The following is a 16,963-nucleotide window of genomic DNA, read 5'->3' as shown; positions in this document are numbered from 1 at the left end:
TGCGGCGCGGATGCGCTGAGCGTCACACGGGACCGGGAGCGGGCCGGTTATCCATCGGCGTGAAATTTGGAGAGAATCGGAGTATGACTCTTAGCGCCACTCATCCGCTCATGGATGGCCGAACCGCCGATTCGCCCCTGATCACCGCCTACCGCGGCGGGCGCCCGTCGCGCCGGCCCGTCTGGTTCATGCGCCAGGCCGGGCGGTCGCTGCCGGAATACCGGCGGGTCCGCGAAGGCATTACCATGCTGGATTCCTGCCTGGATCCCAAGCTGGCCGCCGAGATCACCCTGCAGCCGGTGCGGCGGCACGACGTCGACGCCGGGATCTTCTTCTCCGACATCGTGATTCCGCTCCGCCTGGCCGGCGTCGACGTCGACATCGTGCCCGGCGTCGGGCCGGTGCTCGGCACACCGGTGCGGACCCTCGCCGACGTGCAGGCACTGCCCGAACTGGACGACGCCGCGCTCGAACCGATCCGGGAGGCCGTGCGGCTCACCGTCGACGAACTCGGCAGCACCCCGCTGATCGGCTTCGCCGGCGCTCCCTTCACCCTCGCCGCCTACATGGTAGAAGGCCGGCCCTCCCGGGACCACCTCGGCCCGCGGACCATGATGCACGCCGACCCCGAGGCCTGGGGTGCCCTGACGGAATGGGCCGCCGACGCCTCCGGACGGTTCCTGCGCGCCCAGGTCGAGGCCGGCGCCAGCGCCGCGCAGCTCTTCGACTCCTGGGCCGGGTCCCTGTCGGAAGCGGACTACCGCGCCCATGCCGCCCCCGCCTCGGCCCGGGCGCTGGACCACGTACGCGGACTCGGTGCGCCGCTGGTGCATTTCGGCACCGGAACCTCCGAACTGCTTCCGGCCATGCGCGACGTCGGCGTGGACGTCGTCGGCGTGGACTACCGGCTGCCGCTTGACGAGGCGGACCGGCGGCTCGGGCACTCGGTGGCGCTGCAGGGCAACATCGACCCCGCACTGCTCAGCGCCCCCTGGGAGGTCCTGGAGGCCCATGTCCGGGCGGTCCTGGCGGCGGGGGAGTCCGCCCCCGGACACGTGGTGAACCTGGGCCACGGCGTTCCCCCGGAAACAGACCCGGAGGTGCTCACCCGCGTGGTGGAGCTCATCCACTCGGTGGAGCCGTAAATGGCACCACGGTCCCTGCGCCCGGCCCGGGACGGCGGCGCCCCCGACACCGGCCGGACGGCGGTGCCCGAAGGCACTGACCCGGCCGGCCGCCGACGCGCCGTCGTCGTCGGCGGCGGCATCTCCGGGCTGCTGGCGGCCCGGGACCTCGCCCTGGGCGGCCTGGCCGTCACCGTGCTGGAAGCCGGAACCCGTTTCGGCGGAAGCGTAGGCACGCACCGGGTTGCCGGGCTCGAGCTGGACAGCGGGGCGGAGTCCTTCGCCACCCGTTCTCCCGCGGTCGCCGCCCTGCTGGAGGAACTCGGCCTCGCCGCGGACATCGTCCAGCCGGCCGCGGCGGGAGCCTGGCTCCAGCTGCCCGGCGAGGACCTGGCCGCCGCCGCCCAGCCAATGCCCGCCGGCGGCATCGTGGGCATCCCGGCCGACCCCGCCGCCCCCGAAATCGTCCGCGCCATCGGCCGGGCCGGCGCCGCGCGCGCCGCGCTGGACCGGGTGCTGCCCGCCGGTGCCGCCGCCCGCAGGCCGGGCATGAGCCTGGGCGAGCTGGTGCGCAGCCGGATGGGCGAGCAGGTGCTGCGCCGGCTGGTGTCCCCGGTGGTCTCCGGGGTGTACTCCGCAGACCCCGACGTCCTCGACGTCGACTCCGTGGCGCCCGGGCTGCGCGAGGCCCTCGCCCGCGAGGGCTCCCTGGCCGCAGCCGCCGCATCGCTGCGCAGCGCCGCTCCCGCCGGCTCCACCGTCGCGTCCCTGCGCGGGGGAATGGGCAGGCTCAGCCGGGCGCTGGAGGAACAGCTGCGCTCCGCCGGGGCCGTGCTGGAGACCGGCGTCCGCGTCGACTCCCTGGCCCGCACGGAGCAGGCCTGGGAGGTGGGAGCGGAAGGACGCCGCTGGAGCGCGGATGCCGTGGTGCTCGCCACCGACGGGCCGACCGCCGTCGACCTCCTGGCTCCGCTGCCGGGACTGCCCGCCCTGCCCGACGACGCCCGCCCGGCCCCCGGGCCCGGCGTCGCCCTGGTGACCCTGGTCCTCGACCAGCCCGCGCTCGACGCCGCGCCCCGCGGCACCGGGATGCTGGTGGCCCGCGAGGTGGAGCAGGTCGCCGCCAAGGCCCTCACGCACGCCACCGCAAAGTGGCAGTGGCTGGCCGACGAGGCAGGACCCGGCACCCATGTGCTGCGCCTGTCCTACGGGCGGGCGCTGGGGCCCGACGACCTGGCCGGCTCCGCGGACCGTGCCGCCTTCCTGCCGGACGACGAACTGTTTACCCAGGCGCTGGCCGATGCGTCCGCACTGCTGCAGGTGCCGCTCGGAGCCGACGACGTGCTGGGCTGGGACGTGGTGCGCTGGACCGGTGCGCTGCCCTCGGCCGCCGTCGGCCACAAGTCCCGCGTGGCGGCGGTTCGCGAGGCCGTCGGCGCGGTTCCCGGCCTCGAGGTGGTGGGCGCCTGGCTGGCCGGCACCGGCCTGGCCGCGGTCACCGCCGATACCCGCCGCCGGGCCGCCGGGCTGCTGGGGCAGGCCGGCACGATATGATGGCCAGTAGCTTCTACGGGACGTAGAAAACCTGTATTTCGACTTTCAACCCGACGAAACGGCAGACTGTTAGATATGAGTGAGACCCTGGGCCAGAGCACCCCCGAGACCGCGGAAGAGGAACTCTTCTACACCCTGTGGACCGTCTTCAAACGGTCGGCGGTCCCCGCCCCCGCATCCGAGGGCGCGGTCGCTGAGTTCGATGCCCTGGCGGCCGAACTCGAAGCCGGGCAGGTCACCCTGCGCGGCCTGTACGACGTCTCCGCAATGCGGTCCGACGCCGATGTCATGGTGTGGGTGCACGGCCCCCGCCCGGAGGCCCTGCAGGAGGCCATCCGCCGGATCCGCCGCAGCACCCTGTTCAGCGGAACCGAAATCGCCTGGTCCGCCATGGGCGTGCACCGCCAGGCCGAGTTCGCCAAGAGCCACAGCCCCGCCTTCAGCCGCGGCGTGCCCGCCAGCGACTGGCTGTGCGTCTACCCCTTCGTCCGCTCCTACGAGTGGTACATCCTTCCCGCCGAGGAGCGCGGCAAGATGCTCCGCGACCACGGGCTGCTGGGCCGCGACTTCCCGCAGGTGCTTTCCAACACCGTCGCCTCCTTCGCCCTGGGGGACTGGGAATGGATCCTGGGCCTGGAGGCTCCCGAGCTGGTGGACTTGGTGGACCTGATGCGCCACCTGCGCACCACCGAGGCCCGCAACCACGTCCGCGAGGAAATTCCCTTCTACACCGGCCGGCGGATCGCCGCGGCCGAAGTTGCCGAGGTGCTGAAATGACACGTGACACCGAATCCCAGGCCATCCTGGAGGCGGCCAAGGCCGACGGCCGGATGGCCCCCAAGCCGTACGACGCCGTCCTGCTGGCCTCCTTCGGCGGCCCCGAGGGGCAGGAGGACGTCATCCCGTTCCTCCGCAACGTCACCCACGGGCGCGGCATCCCCGACGAGCGCCTGGAGGAGGTGGCCACCCACTACCGCGCCAACGGCGGCATCAGCCCGATCAACGCGCAGAACCGTGCGCTCAAGGCCGCCCTCGAAGCGGAACTGGAGCGCCGCGGCATCGACCTTCCGGTCCTCTGGGGCAACCGCAACTGGGCGCCGTACATCAAGGACGTGCTGCAGGAGGCCTACGACGCCGGCCACCGCCGGATCCTGACCCTGACCACCAGCGTCTACTCCTCCTACTCCAGCTGCCGCCAGTACCGCGAGGACCTGGGCATGGCCCTGATGGAGACCGGCCTGGACGGCAAGCTGGAACTGGACAAGGTACGCCAGTACTTCGACCACCCCGGCTTCGTGGAGCCGTTCGTCGAGGGCCTGGGCGAGAGCCTGCGCAAGGTCCGCGAACAGCTGGCCGCGCGGGGCGAGGCGGACGCTCCGATCGAGGTGCTCTTCGCGACCCACTCCATTCCCACCGGCGACGCCGAGGCCTCCGGCCCCCGCGGCGTCGACTTCGAGGGCGGCAGCGCCTACGTCGCGCAGCACCTGGCCAACGCCCAGGCCATCATGGACCGCGTTCCCGAGGCCAGGGACCTGCCCTGGCAGCTGGTCTACCAGTCCCGCTCCGGCGCCCCGCACATCCCCTGGCTCGAACCGGACATCAACGACGCGCTGGCGGAGCTGCCCGGCCGCGGCATCAAGGGCACCGTCATCGTGCCGCTGGGCTTCATCAGCGACCACATGGAGGTGATCTGGGACCTCGACACCGAGGCCCTGGCCACCTGCGCGGAGCTGGGCCTGGCCGCGGACCGCACGCCCACCCCCGGCATCCACGACACGTTCGTCACCGGGCTCGTGGACCTGATCTGCGAACGCACCGAGGCGAACAACATCGCGGACCGCCCGGCCGTCACCAAGCTGGGCCCCTGGTACGACGTCTGCCCGGCGGGCTGCTGCGTGAACCGGCGCGGCGAAAAGCCGACCATCGCCGGCAAGGACTCCACCGTGGGAGCAGGCTAGTGGCACATTCGCCCGTGCTGGTCGGCACCCGCGGCAGCGCCCTGGCGGTCACGCAGACCACCACCGTGGCTGAAGCCCTCGCCGACCTCGGCGGCTTCGACGTGGAGCTGGTGCGGGTCCGCACCGAGGGCGACGTGAACCGGGCCGCGCTGTCCCAGATCGGCGGCACCGGCGTGTTCGTCGCCGCACTGCGCGACGCGCTGCTGCGCGGCGACTGCGACGTTGCCGTCCATTCCCTGAAGGACCTGCCCACCGCCGACGCCGACGGCCTCACCGTGGCCGCGGTGCCGCCGCGCGTGGACGTCCGCGACGTGCTGTGCGCCCGGGACAGGCTGACCCTGGCCCAGCTGCCCGCCGGCGCGAAGGTCGGCACCGGCTCCCCGCGCCGCGCCGCCCAGCTGCGCGCCGCCCGCCCCGACCTGGAGGTGGTGGACATCCGCGGCAACGTGGACACCCGCCTGGGCCGGGTCCGCGGGCTCGTCGAGGGCGGCCCGGGCGACCTGGACGCCGTCATCCTGGCGGCGGCGGGCCTGGCCCGGCTCGGCCGGCTCGGCGTCGTCACCGAGTACATCGACCCCGCCGTCATGCTGCCGGCGCCCGGGCAGGGCGCCCTCGCCGTGGAGAGCCGGGAGGCCGACGCCGCGGAAGGCCGGCTCAGCCGGGCCCTGGCCAGCTACGACGACGAGGCCACCCGGCTCGCCGTCACCGCCGAACGGTCCCTGCTGAACCGGCTCGAGGCCGGCTGCACCGCCCCCATCGGGGCGCTCGCGCAGCTGGGCGACCACGGCCTGACCCTGGAGGCCGTGGTCTGCAGCGACGACGGCTCCCGGGTGATGCGCCGCCATGCCTCCACGGCCCGCATCGACGAAGACGGCGCCCGCGCCCTGGGCATCCGGCTGGCCGAAGACCTGCTGGCCGCCGGCGCCGCCGAGCTGACGGACCTGCCGGCTTGAAGCCGGCGCGGAGGCGCTGACATGCCCGGACCGGATCCCCGCACCGGCCCCGGACCCGGAACCCGGCCGCTGGCCGGGCTCCGGGTCTGGCTGGGCAGGAGCCCCGACCGGGCCGCTGCAGCCGTCACCGCCCTCGAGGCCGCCGGCGCCGAGGTGCGGCTGATGCCGCTGATCGGGTTCCGGCCGGTGGCAGACCCCGCGGCCCTCCACGCCGCCGTCGACCGGCTGGCGCGCGGCGGATACACCTGGGTCGTCTTCACCAGCGTCACCACCGTGCTGTCACTGGAGCGCGTTCCGGCCGTCCGCGACGCCGGCCTGCGCGCCGTCGTCGGAACGGCACGCGTGGCCGCCGTCGGCGAGGGGACCCGGGCCGCGCTGGCTGCCCGCGGCGTTCCGGTGCATCTGGTGCCCCGGCTGCAGTCCGCCGTCGGGCTGCTGGCGGAATGGCCCGCAGACGGCGCCGCGGTGCTGCTGCCACAGTCCTCGATCGCCCGCCCGGCCCTGTACGAGGGCCTGCTGGCCCGAGGCTGCGCCGTGGACCGGGTCAGCGCGTATGACACCGTGGACTGGCCGGCGGGGGAGGAGGCGCTGGAGGAAGCCGCCGCTGCCCCGCCCGCACCGCTGGACGCCCCGGAGCAGCTGGCGGCCGAACCCGCCGACGGAGGTGCCCGCGCCGTCGTGCTCAGCTCGCCCAGCACCGCCCGCCGCTTCCTGGCCCGCTGCGCCCCGCTGCCCCCGGACCTGCTGCTGGCGGCCATCGGAGACAGCACGGCCGGCGAGCTCGCCGCCCTGGGCCGGCCCGCCGACGCCGTGGCGGCCGAACCGACACCCGCGGGAATAGCCGAGGCCCTCTCCGCCGCTATGTCCATGGACGCGCCACCCGCACCATCCACCAGTTCCCCCGATATCGGAAGGCAGAAACCGCTTTCATGAGCTTCCCCCAGCACCGTCCCCGCCGGCTGCGCACCACCCCCGCCATGCGGCGGCTGACCGCAGAGTACCGGCTGGACCCGGCCGAGCTGATCCTGCCCGCATTTGTCCGTGAGGGCCTCACCGAGCCCAACCCGCTGACCTCGATGCCCGGCGTCGTCCAGCACACCATGGACTCCCTGAAGCGGGCCGCGGCCGAGGCCGCCGAGCTGGGCGTGGGCGGCATCATGCTCTTCGGCATTCCCGCCGAACGCGACGCCGTCGGCAGCGCCGGCACCGACCCGAACGGCATCCTCAACCGCGGCATCGCCGCCGTCCGCGGGGAGGTCGGCGACGACCTCGTGGTGATGAGCGATGTCTGCCTCGACGAGTTCACCGACCACGGGCACTGCGGCGTGCTCGACGACAACGGCGTCGTCGACAACGACACCACCCTGGAGATCTACGGCCGGATGGCCGTCGAGCAGGCCCGCGCCGGCGCGCACGTGCTCGGCCCCTCCGGCATGATGGACGGCCAGATCGCCGTCATCCGCCAGGCCCTGGACGAGGCCGGCTTCCAGGACGTCTCGCTGTTCGCCTACGCGGCCAAGTACGCCTCCGCGTTCTACGGCCCGTTCCGCGAGGCCGTCGACTCCCAGCTCAAGGGCGACCGCCGCACCTACCAGATGGACGCCGCGAACCGTCGCGAGGCGATCCTGGAGGTCGAGCTGGACCTCGAGGAGGGCGCCGACATGGTCATGGTCAAGCCGGCCATGAGCTACCTCGACGTCCTGGCCGACGTCGCCGCGATGTCCCCGGTGCCGGTGGGCGCCTACCAGATCTCCGGCGAGTACGCGATGATCGAGGCCGCCGCCGCGAACGGCTGGATCGACCGCCGCCGCGCCATCGAGGAGTCCGTGCTGGGCATCAAGCGGGCCGGCGCGAACATGATTCTGACCTACTGGGCCACTGAGCTGGCAACCTGGCTGAAGGAAAGCAAGTAAATGAGCACCTCCGAAGAACTGTTCGAGTCGGCCCGGGCCCTGATGCCCGGCGGCGTGAACTCCCCGGTCCGCGCCTTCGGCTCGGTCGGCGGGACCCCGCGCTTCATGGTCTCCGCGCAGGGCCCGTACATCACCGATGCCGACGGCCGTGAGTACGTGGACCTGGTCTGCTCCTGGGGCCCGGCGCTGCTGGGCCACTCGCACCCGGCCGTGCTGGCCGCCGTGCACGAGGCGGTGGACCGCGGGCTGTCCTTCGGCGCCTCCACCCCGGCCGAGGCGCAGCTGGCCCGGCTCGTGATGGACCGGGTGCCCGGCGTCGAGCGCCTGCGCATGGTCTCCACCGGCACCGAGGCGACCATGACCGCGGTCCGCCTGGCCCGCGGCTTCACCGGCCGCAACCTGATCATCAAGTTCGCCGGCTGCTACCACGGCCACCTCGACGCCCTGCTGGCCTCCGCCGGTTCCGGCCTGGCCACCCTCGCGCTGCCCGGCTCGGCCGGCGTCACGGAGGCGGCCGCGGCCGAGACGCTGGTGCTGCCGTACAACGACGTCGCCGCCGTCGAGGCCGCGTTCGCCGAGCACGGCGAGCGGATCGCCGCCGTCATCACCGAGGCGGCCCCTGCAAACATGGGCGTCGTGACCCCGGCGGAGGGCTTCAACGCCGCACTGTCCCGGATCACCACCGCCCACGGCGCGCTGCTGATCCTCGACGAGGTCCTCACCGGCTTCCGCACCGGCCCCGCCGGTTACTGGGGCCTCACCGGTGCGCAGGAGGGCTGGACGCCGGACCTGTTCACCTTCGGCAAGGTCATCGGCGGCGGCATGCCGGTCGCCGCCCTGGGCGGCCGGGCCGAGGTCATGGACTACCTGGCGCCGCTTGGCCCCGTCTACCAGGCCGGCACCCTGTCGGGAAACCCGATCGCCATGGCCGCCGGCGTCGCGACGCTGACCGCCGCAACGCCCGAGGTCTACGCACACGTGGATGCCCGCTCCGCCGAGCTGTCCGCCGCGGTGTCCGCCGAACTGGACAAAGCCGGCGTGGACCACAGCATCCAGCGTGCCGGGAACCTGTTCTCCGTTGCCTTCGGCACCTCCGCCGCCGGCGTGCACAACTACGAGCAGGCCCAGGCCCAGGAGGCCTTCCGCTACAAGCCGTTCTTCCACGCCATGCTCGACGCCGGCGTCTACCTGCCGCCGTCGGTCTTCGAGGCCTGGTTCCTCTCCGCGGCGCACGACGACGCCGCGATGGAACGCATCTACGCGGCCCTGCCCGCGGCCGCGAAGGCCGCCGCGGCGGCCACGGCCTAGCCGCTCACTGGAGATCGCCGCCCGGAGCCCGGACGGCAGCGGGGCCGGTGCGGGGAAAACCCCTGCACCGGCCCCGCCGTCGTCTGCGGACCGTCAGGCGCTGACAGGGAACCGATCCCAGACCCGGTGCGTGGCCAGCAGTCCGGCCAGCTCGGGCACCAGCCGCTCCGGCTCTCCGATGAGGACACCGGCACTGCCCTCGGCGACGCCGGCGGCCGCCAGCACTGCCGCTCCGCTGCCCCAGGCAGCCAGCGCCTTGGCATGCCGGAACGCCTCGGTGAGCAGCAGCGGAATCCGCGGGTCGAGTGAGGGGTGGCCCGCCGGGTTGCCGGCCTTCGCATCCAGGCTGTCGACGGCGTCGGGGCCGGGGCCGCCCGCGCCTGCGACGATGACGGCGTCGAACTCGGTGGAGCGGGCCGTGAGGTAGGTCCGCTGCACCGGGATCCGGCCGCCGAGCTTTCCGCCCTTGGGGGCAACGACCAGGGGGACCATGCCAGCGGCGTCGACGGCGGCGCGCACCTGCTCGAGCGCGGCCAGGTCGGTGGCGTCATCGGCCAGGATGCCGACGATCCGCCCGGCGACGGGCCAGGCTTCCCCGACCTGCCGCAGGGCCGGGCTTGGAGCGGGGTCCTCGACCTGCACCGTCGGCTCGGGAGCCGGCAGGCCGAGGCCGGCGGCCACCTCGGCGCAGAGCCGCCCATCGATGTTCGCCAGCGCCTGCAGCTGGCGGACCTTAATGTCCTCTTCGTAGCACTTGCCGAGCTCGAAGGTGTACGCCTGGATCACGTGGTCCTGCTCCACCGGAGTCAGGGAGCGGAAGAACATCCGGGGCTGGCTGTAGTGGTCGTCGAAGGTTGCCGGGTTCTCCCGCACCTTCCGCGATCCGGCGATGGGGGCCGGCACGTCGATGAACGCGCCTGCGTCAGCGCCGGCCCTGAACGGGCAGCCGCCGTCCAGGGAATTGGGTTGATATGGCGCCACGCCGCTGTGCACCGCGTCCTGGTGGAAGCCGTCCCGGAACATGTCGTTCACGGGCGCGTGGGGCCGGTTGATCGGGATCTGGGCGAAATTGGGCCCGCCCAGCCGGGTGAGCTGGGTATCGATGTAAGAGAAGAGACGGCCCTGCAGCAGCGGGTCGTTGGTCACGTCGATGCCCGGCACCAGGTGGCCCGGATGGAACGCGACCTGCTCGGTCTCCGCGAAGAAGTTGGTCGGATTTCGGTGCAGCGTCATGGTGCCGATGATCTGAACCGGTGCCAGCTCCTCCGGCACGATCTTGGTCGGATCGAGCAGGTCGATCCCTTCGAACATCTCATCCTCGGTGTCCGGGAAGACCTGGACGCCGAGGTCCCACTGCGGGAAGGCGCCGGCCTCGATGGCGTCGGCCAGGTCCCGGCGGTGGAAGTCGGGGTCCATGCCGCCGATCATCTGGGCTTCCTCCCACACCAGCGAGTGCACGCCCAGCCGCGGCTTCCAGTGGAACTTCACGAGCGAGGTTTCGCCAGCGGCGTTGACGAGGCGGAAGGTGTGGACGCCGAAGCCCTCCATGGTCCGGTAGGAGCGGGGAATGCCGCGGTCGGACATGTTCCAGATGGCATGGTGCTGGGCTTCGGTGTGCAGGGACACGAAGTCCCAGAACGTGTCGTGGGCGCTTTGCGCCTGGGGGATCTCCCGGTCCGGGTGCGGCTTGCCGGCGTGGATCACATCGGGGAACTTGATGGCGTCCTGGATGAAGAAGACAGGAATGTTGTTGCCGACCAGGTCGTAGTTGCCCTCATCGGTGTAGAACTTCGTGCTGAAGCCGCGGGTGTCCCGCACGGTGTCGGCGGAACCGCGCGAGCCCAGGACGGTCGAAAACCGGACGAAAACAGGCGTTTCCACGCCCCGCGCCAGGAACCCGGCGCGGGTGATGCCCTCCGCGGCGCCGTTCGATGTGAAAACGCCGTGCGCGGCGGCCCCGCGGGCATGGACCACACGCTCCGGGATGCGCTCGTGGTCGAAGTGTGTGATCTTCTCCCGCAGGTGGTGATCCTGCAGCAGCACCGGTCCCCGGGGGCCGGCCTTCAGCGAATGGTCCGTGTCCCGCAGCCGGGCGCCCTGCGCCGTGGTGAGGTAGCGGCCGGACTGCGCGTTGGAGGTCTTGGGGGCACCGGTCGGCACGCCGGTGGCCGACACCGTCTCGGGGCCGTCCTGGTCCGGCTTGGGCGGCAGCGGTTCACGGGGTTCGGTGGGCTCCGCCACGCCAGGGGCCTGGGGAGCGGGCCCGCCGGGGATGGGCAGGTCGTTGGCGGATGCACTGTCAGGGCTCATGAGGGCCTCCCTTTCGTCGCCGGGCTGCGGTTGCGGCAGCCCTTCCACCAGCCTATCCGGAAAATAGTAAGGGTACTGAATGTTGGTTGGGCGGCGTGCCCGGTCCTGGAAGCCCGGAAGCGGCGCGGCACCACGAAGGGCGTCCCTCCGGAGCAACCGGGGGACGCCCTTCGTGGTGCCGGGGCCGTGCTGTCGCGGCCGCCGTCGGGGGCCTAGAAGGCCGGGCTCACGTCACCGTTGGGCCACTGCTCCGTGATGAAGTTCCGGACCTCGTCCGAGTGCAGCAGCTCCTCGAGCTTCTCCACGCGGGCGTCCGCCCCGCCCTCGTTCCAGACCAGGAAGTTGGCGTAGGGGTTCCCGTCGACCGACTCCACCATCAGCGCGTCCTCGGTCTTGAGGCCGGCCTGCAGGATGTAGTTGCCGTTGATGATGGCCAGGTCCACCGTCGGGTCCGAAAGGTCGTTGACCAGCAGCTCGGCCTGGTTCTCCACGAACTCCAGGTTCTTCGGGTTCTGCTCGTCGGTCAGGTCCAGCACCGAGGCGTCGTCGGAGACGTCCTGCAGCAGGCCGGCCTCCTCGAGGAGCATCAGCGCGCGGGCCTGGTTGGAGGGATCGTTGGTGATCGCCACGCGGGCGCCCTCGCCGATCTTTGAGATGTCGTCGTGCTTGTCCGAGAAGGCGGCGTAGGGCTCGATGTGCACGCCCTCACCGTGTTCGAACGTGTAGCCCTGGTCCTGCATCTGCGCCTCGAGGTAGGGCAGGTGCTGGAAGTAGTTGGCGTCGATCGAACCGTCCTCGAGGGCGATGTTCGGCGTCGTGTAGTCGTCGAACTCCTTGATCTCCAGGTCGAGGCCGGCGTCGGCCGCGAGGTTCTCGTCCACGAACTCCAGGATGCGGGCGTGCGGCTGCGGGCTGGCGCCCACGGTCAGCGTCGCAGGGTTCGCGGGGTCCAGGCTTTCCACGGCGCTGGAGGAGGCCGAAGAGCCTCCGCAAGCCGTCAGCGCCAAAGCCGTGGCCGCCGCAGCAGCGGCGAAGGTGAATGTCTTACGCATCGGATGCGTTCCTTTCAGGCGATCCGGGTCCGGACGGGACACGGATGATGTGCAGCTAGCGGCTACTGGCTGCAGGCCGGCCCGCCGCCGGAGGCACGCGGCCTCCGGCGGCGGCCGGAAATCTTGGTCAGACCCGGGCGTCGTCGGGGTGCGCGCTGCCCTTGGCGGCGTCCGCAGCGGGGGTGGGGACGGCGGCCGGCTCGGCCGGAGCGGTCAGGGTGCGGCGCCGTCGCCGGCTGCCCGCGGCGGACCGGTGGTCCACGCGGCGGGCGGCGAAGTCGCCGAGGAGCTGGATGATCTGCACAATGGCGACGATGACGACGATGGTCACGATCATCACGGTGCTGTCGAAGCGCTGCACGCCGTAGTTGTAGGCCAGCCGGCCCAGCCCGCCGCCGCCGATGATGCCGGCCATCGCGGAGTAGCCGACCAGGGTCACCAGCGTGGTGGTCAGCGCGGCGACCAGGCCGGGCATGGCCTCCGGGAGCAGGACCTTGCGGACCACCTGCATCTTGGTGGAGCCCATGACCAGCGCGGCGTCGATCTTGCCGCCGGCGACGTCGCGCAGCGAGGTCTCCACCAGGCGGGCGAAGAACGGAATGGTGGCGATGCTCAGGGACACCGACGCCGCCACCGGGCCGATGGAGGTTCCGGTGATGAACCGGGCCAGCGGAATCAGCGTCACCATGAGGATGGCGAACGGCACCGACCGGGTGATGTTCACGATGATGTCGGACACGATCCGGTTGGTGATACGCAGCGGCCGCAGCCCGCCGGGTGCGCTGGTGTGCAGGAAGACGCCCAGCGGCAGGCCGATGAGCAGCGTGGCGAGCCCGGACAGGCCGACCATCTGCAGCGTCTCCAGGACGGCTGTCGGAAGGGCTTCGGTGACGCCGCGGTTGGCGGCCAGTTCCTCGAAGAAGCTCATGCGGCCACCTCCACGGCCACGCCCTGGCTGCCCAGGTAGTCGACGACGGTGTCAATGTCGGTATGCCCGTCCAGCTGGATCCGCATCCGCCCGAACCGCCGTCCGGCCAGGGTCTCGATGCTCCCGGCGAGGACGTTCACATCGGTGTCGAAGCGGCGGGTCAGGCCGGAGAGCACCGGCTCGCCGGCGCTGTCTCCGGCCAGCAGCAGCTCCAGGACCGGCCCGCCGCCGTCCACCGGAGTGGGCGGCAGCGGCACCAGCGCCTTGGCCAGGGTGCCGGCGGGGTCGGCTGCGACTTCGTGCAGCGCGCCGTGCTCCACGACCCGGCCGCCCTCCAGCAGGGAGACCGAATCGCAGATCCGCTTCACCACGTTCATCTCGTGGGTGATGATCAGGACGGTCAGCTGCAGCCGGCGGGTCAGGTCCGAAATCAGGTCCAGGATGTCATCGGTGGTCCGGGGATCCAGGGCCGAGGTGGGCTCGTCGCAGAGCAGCACGTCGGGGTCCGCGGCAAGGGCGCGGGCTATGCCCACGCGCTGGCGCTGGCCGCCGGAGAGCTGGGCCGGGTAGGCCCCGGCGAAGTCCTCCAGGCCCACCAGGCGCAGCAGCTCGGCGACCCGCGGCTGGATCTGCGCCTTTTTCCAGCCGGCGAGCTCCAGCGGGTGGGCCACGTTGGCCGCGGTGGTGCGGGAATCCATCAGGTTGGCGTGCTGGAAGACCATGCCGATGCGCCGCCGGGCAGTGCGGACCTCGGCCTCGCGGACGGCGGCCAGGTCCCGTCCGTCGATGGACACCGAGCCCGACGTCGGCCGGTCCAGCAGGGTGAGGCAGCGCACCAGGGTGGACTTGCCGGCCCCGGAATGGCCGATGATGCCGTGGATGGAGCCCTTGGGCACCGACAGGCTGACGCCGTCCAGGGCGACGACGTCGCGGGCGCCCTGCCGGTAGACCTTGCGCAGGTCTCTAACTGTGATCATGGGGTCCTCAGGGTCTACGAGTTGCCGCAGCACGAATGCGGCCGAAAAGGCGCGCGGCGCCGGCCGTTCAGAGGGTGTCTGCCAATCGCGTGGCACGAGACGCGCGCAGACGCGCGCCTGGGGCGCCATCAGCGCCGAACACTCGGTCAAGTATCGCATGCGTCCAGCCGCGGCACGGAATCCGGCGTAACATGCTTGCGCTGCGGCGTCGCGGAGGGTATGGCGGCATGCCGGGTTCCGGGGGAGGAGAGCGGTGGAGCCGGCACGGGCGAGGAACCGGCGGCGGCGTGGAGCCGCGCGGCCGGGCAGGGAGCCGCGGACGCCGACGGCACGGGAGGCTGGCCTCCCGTGCCGTCGGCGTCCGGCGGGTCCGTCAGGAACGGGCCGCTGCGGGGCTGTGCCGGTTGGAGTCCGGATCGGCGGGAAGCACGCGGCGCAGCACGTCCGCCAGGGTGACGACCCCGATGAACCGGCCTTCGTCCATCACGGCGGCCAGCTGTTCGCTGGCGCTGCGGATCCGGGCCAGCGCCTCATAGACCGGAGTATCGGCCTCCAGCACGAAGGCGGGGCGGCGGAGCTCGCGGACCGGTCGGTCCTTCGGCTCCAGCAGCGTGTCACGCACGTGGAGCACTCCGGGCTCACCGCCGGAGCCGTCGGTGACGAGAATGCGCATGTGGCGCGAGCGCCGGGCGGCGTCCTGGACATCGGCTACGGTGGCGTCCTCCGGCACCGCGGTGGGCACGGCGCCGTCGGGAATCAACGACCGGACGGAGAGCTTCTCCAGCTCCAGCACTCCGGAGAGCTGGCTCCGGTAGGACGCGTCCAAGGCGCCGACGGCGGCCGAGTGCTCCACCAGGTGGCGGATGGTGTCGGCGTCCTGACCGCCGACGGCGGCCCGTTCCACGGGTGTGACGCCGCTGGCGGCCACCAGGCGGTTGGCGATCGCGTTGATCCAGCTCAGGAGGGGGCGTACCAGCCAGATGAACATCCGCGCGGGCACCCCGATCAGCTTTGCGGACCTCTCCGGGAAGGCGATGGCCCAGGACTTCGGGGCCATTTCGCCGATCACCAGGTGCAGGAAGGTGACGAACAGCAGCGACAGCGCGAACGCGGCGCCGCCGGCCGCCTGGTCCGGCAGGCCCCAGGAGAGGAACACCGGCCCGAGCCAGGCGTCCACCGCCGGCTTGGTGACGGCGCCGAGGGCGAAGGTGCAGGCGGTGATGCCCAGCTGCGCGCCGGCGAGCATCAGCGTCAGTTCGTTGATGCCCTTCAGCGCGGCCCGGGCCGAACGCTTGGTGGCGGCTTCGGCTTCCAGCCGGTGGCTGCGGGCACCGAGCAGGGCGAACTCAACGATGACGAAGAAGGCGCTGAGCGCGATCAGCGCCGTCGTGACGGCGGTGACGATCCAGGGATTGCTCATCGGGTCTCCTCCGGTGCCTTCTCGAGGCTGCTGCGCTCCGTCAGGGCCTCAGGATCCGCCGGATCCTCCACCAGCCGGACCCGCAGTTCGCTCGGAACATGGCGGGCCAGCTCCAGGACCTCGATATGCAGGGCACGGCTGACCTGACGTTCCAAGGCCAGTTCGCGCGGGTCATCGGGCAGCGGCACCACCACGGTTTCGCCGGCGGCGGGCAGTGCGCCGTGGGCGGCGATCACCAGGCCGGAGATGGTCTCGTAGTCACCGGCGGGCAGGGCATGGGCGATCTCCCGTTCCACTTCGTCGACGTGGACCTCTCCGCCCATGCGCCAGGAACGGCGATTCTCGGCCTCGATGGTGGGTGGCGGCGCGTCGTCGTGCTCATCGGTCAGCTCGCCGACCAGCTCCTCGGCCAGGTCTTCGAGGGTGAGCACGCCGGTGAAGCCGCCGTACTCGTCGATCACGCAGGCCAGCTGGTTCCGGGACCGGACCAGGCGGGTCAGGGCGTCGGGCAGGGTCATCAGGGTGGGCACCACCAGCGGGGGGCGCATGATGGCGGAGACCGGGGCGTCGTCGGGCTCCCGGCTTTCGAGCAGGTCCGCCAGCTGGACGATGCCCAGCGGCTCCTCCGTGGGGGAGACGACGGGATAACGGGTGTGCGCTGCGGCCATCAGGGCCCGGACCTCGCCGATGGTGGTCGACGGCGTCACCGTCCCCACCCGGCTGCGCGGGATCATCGCGTGCTCGACATCCTGCTCGGGGAAGTCCAGCACCCGGTCAATGAGCACGGACAGATCCTCGGGCAGGTCCCCGCTCTCGCGGGAGTCGGCCACGATGCGTTCCAGGTCCTTGGCGTTCGCGGTGGTGTCGACGTCGTGCACCGGCTGGATCCGGAACAGCCGCAGCAGCGCGTTCGCGGCCTGGTCGAAGACGGTGATCAGCCACCCGAACACGGTCAGGTAGATGGTGGTGGAGCGGGCGAGCCCGACGGCGAGCGGCTCCGGGTTGGCGATGGCCAGGTTCTTGGGATAGAGCTCCCCGAAGATCATCTGGATGACCGTGGCCAGCACCAGTGCCAGGACGGTGCCCACGGAAATCCCCACCGCGGCGGGAACGCCCGCGCCGCCGAGGAGCACGCCGAGGGACTGGCCCACGAGCGGCTCGGCCACGTATCCGACCAGCAGGCCGGTGACCGTAATGCCCAGCTGGGCGCCCGAAAGCATGAACGAGGTCCGGCGGGTGACTTTCAACGCCCGCTGCGCCGCGGCGTCGCCCGCCTCGGCGCGGGCCGCCAGGCGCACGCGGTCCACGGACATGTACGCGAATTCCTGCGCGACGAAGTAGCCGTTGGCGGCAATGATGGCAAGGATGACAAGGATGCCGAGAAGGAGGAGCAGGACCGCTTCGAGCATCAGGGCCGCACCCCCTTCCGGTTCAGGGGGTGCCCGGGCCTGGCGGCTCGGAACGGG

The 16,963-nt window shown here is 72.0% G+C and carries 13 protein-coding genes and 1 pseudogene; 8 read left to right on the top strand and 6 right to left on the bottom strand.

What is annotated here, in order from left to right; all coding sequences use genetic code 11:
• Window positions 1-83: 83 nt before the first annotated feature.
• The 8 genes from hemE (at window position 84) to hemL (ending at window position 8,810) form a co-directional block, all read left to right on the top strand.
• Entirely contained in the window at window positions 84-1,145 is a 1,062-nt protein-coding gene (hemE, locus tag AC5RV6_RS01225) for a uroporphyrinogen decarboxylase (protein ID WP_494005466.1), read from the top strand.
• Entirely contained in the window at window positions 1,146-2,678 is a 1,533-nt protein-coding gene (gene hemG, locus AC5RV6_RS01220; protein ID WP_494005465.1) for a protoporphyrinogen oxidase, read from the top strand.
• A 75-nt stretch (window positions 2,679-2,753) separates the two neighbouring features.
• Window positions 2,754-3,455 carry a hydrogen peroxide-dependent heme synthase gene (hemQ, locus tag AC5RV6_RS01215; RefSeq protein WP_494005464.1) on the top strand — a complete coding sequence of 234 codons (702 nt, stop codon included), beginning with the start codon at window positions 2,754-2,756 and terminating at the stop codon, window positions 3,453-3,455.
• Entirely contained in the window at window positions 3,452-4,636 is a 1,185-nt protein-coding gene (locus AC5RV6_RS01210) for a ferrochelatase (protein WP_494005463.1), read from the top strand. Before hemQ ends, AC5RV6_RS01210 begins: the two co-directional genes overlap by 4 nt.
• Window positions 4,636-5,589 (top strand): hydroxymethylbilane synthase, encoded by a 954-nt coding sequence (gene hemC, locus AC5RV6_RS01205; protein WP_494005462.1) that lies wholly within the window; start codon window positions 4,636-4,638, stop codon window positions 5,587-5,589. Before AC5RV6_RS01210 ends, hemC begins: the two co-directional genes overlap by 1 nt.
• A gap of 21 nt (window positions 5,590-5,610) precedes the next feature.
• Window positions 5,611-6,522: a uroporphyrinogen-III synthase gene (locus AC5RV6_RS01200; protein WP_494005461.1), complete on the top strand. Its 912-nt coding sequence runs from the start codon at window positions 5,611-5,613 to the stop codon at window positions 6,520-6,522.
• Complete coding sequence (gene hemB / locus AC5RV6_RS01195) at window positions 6,519-7,502, top strand: porphobilinogen synthase (protein ID WP_494005460.1); 984 nt, start codon at window positions 6,519-6,521, stop codon at window positions 7,500-7,502. Before AC5RV6_RS01200 ends, hemB begins: the two co-directional genes overlap by 4 nt.
• Window positions 7,503-8,810, top strand: a complete 1,308-nt coding sequence (gene hemL, locus AC5RV6_RS01190) for a glutamate-1-semialdehyde 2,1-aminomutase (RefSeq protein ID WP_494005459.1) — start codon at window positions 7,503-7,505, stop codon at window positions 8,808-8,810.
• 93 nt (window positions 8,811-8,903) lie between these two features.
• Here the strand turns inward: hemL and AC5RV6_RS01185 are convergent, their stop codons facing one another.
• From AC5RV6_RS01185 to AC5RV6_RS01160, 6 genes and pseudogenes are all read right to left on the bottom strand, one after another.
• On the bottom strand, window positions 8,904-11,120 hold the full coding sequence (locus AC5RV6_RS01185) for a catalase (RefSeq protein WP_494005458.1): 2,217 nt from the start codon (window positions 11,118-11,120) through the stop codon (window positions 8,904-8,906).
• Between the two features lie 212 nt (window positions 11,121-11,332).
• On the bottom strand, window positions 11,333-12,172 hold the full coding sequence (locus AC5RV6_RS01180; RefSeq protein ID WP_494005457.1) for a MetQ/NlpA family ABC transporter substrate-binding protein: 840 nt from the start codon (window positions 12,170-12,172) through the stop codon (window positions 11,333-11,335).
• 250 nt (window positions 12,173-12,422) lie between these two features.
• Window positions 12,423-13,100 (bottom strand): annotated as a pseudogene (locus AC5RV6_RS01175) (methionine ABC transporter permease); the annotation flags it as partial.
• Window positions 13,097-14,077, bottom strand: a complete 981-nt coding sequence (locus AC5RV6_RS01170; RefSeq protein ID WP_494005456.1) for a methionine ABC transporter ATP-binding protein — start codon at window positions 14,075-14,077, stop codon at window positions 13,097-13,099. The gene AC5RV6_RS01170 and the pseudogene AC5RV6_RS01175, both read right to left, overlap by 4 nt.
• Window positions 14,078-14,450: 373 nt before the next feature.
• Window positions 14,451-15,497, bottom strand: coding sequence for a hemolysin family protein (locus AC5RV6_RS01165; RefSeq protein ID WP_494005455.1), 1,047 nt, complete (start codon window positions 15,495-15,497; stop codon window positions 14,451-14,453).
• Entirely contained in the window at window positions 15,494-16,906 is a 1,413-nt protein-coding gene (locus AC5RV6_RS01160; protein WP_494005454.1) for a hemolysin family protein, read from the bottom strand. Before AC5RV6_RS01160 ends, AC5RV6_RS01165 begins: the two co-directional genes overlap by 4 nt.
• Window positions 16,907-16,963: the final 57 nt, after the last annotated feature.

The sequence above is a fragment of the Arthrobacter saudimassiliensis genome, assembly GCF_059090665.1.
This window is presented reverse-complemented; position numbering and strand designations above follow the sequence as displayed.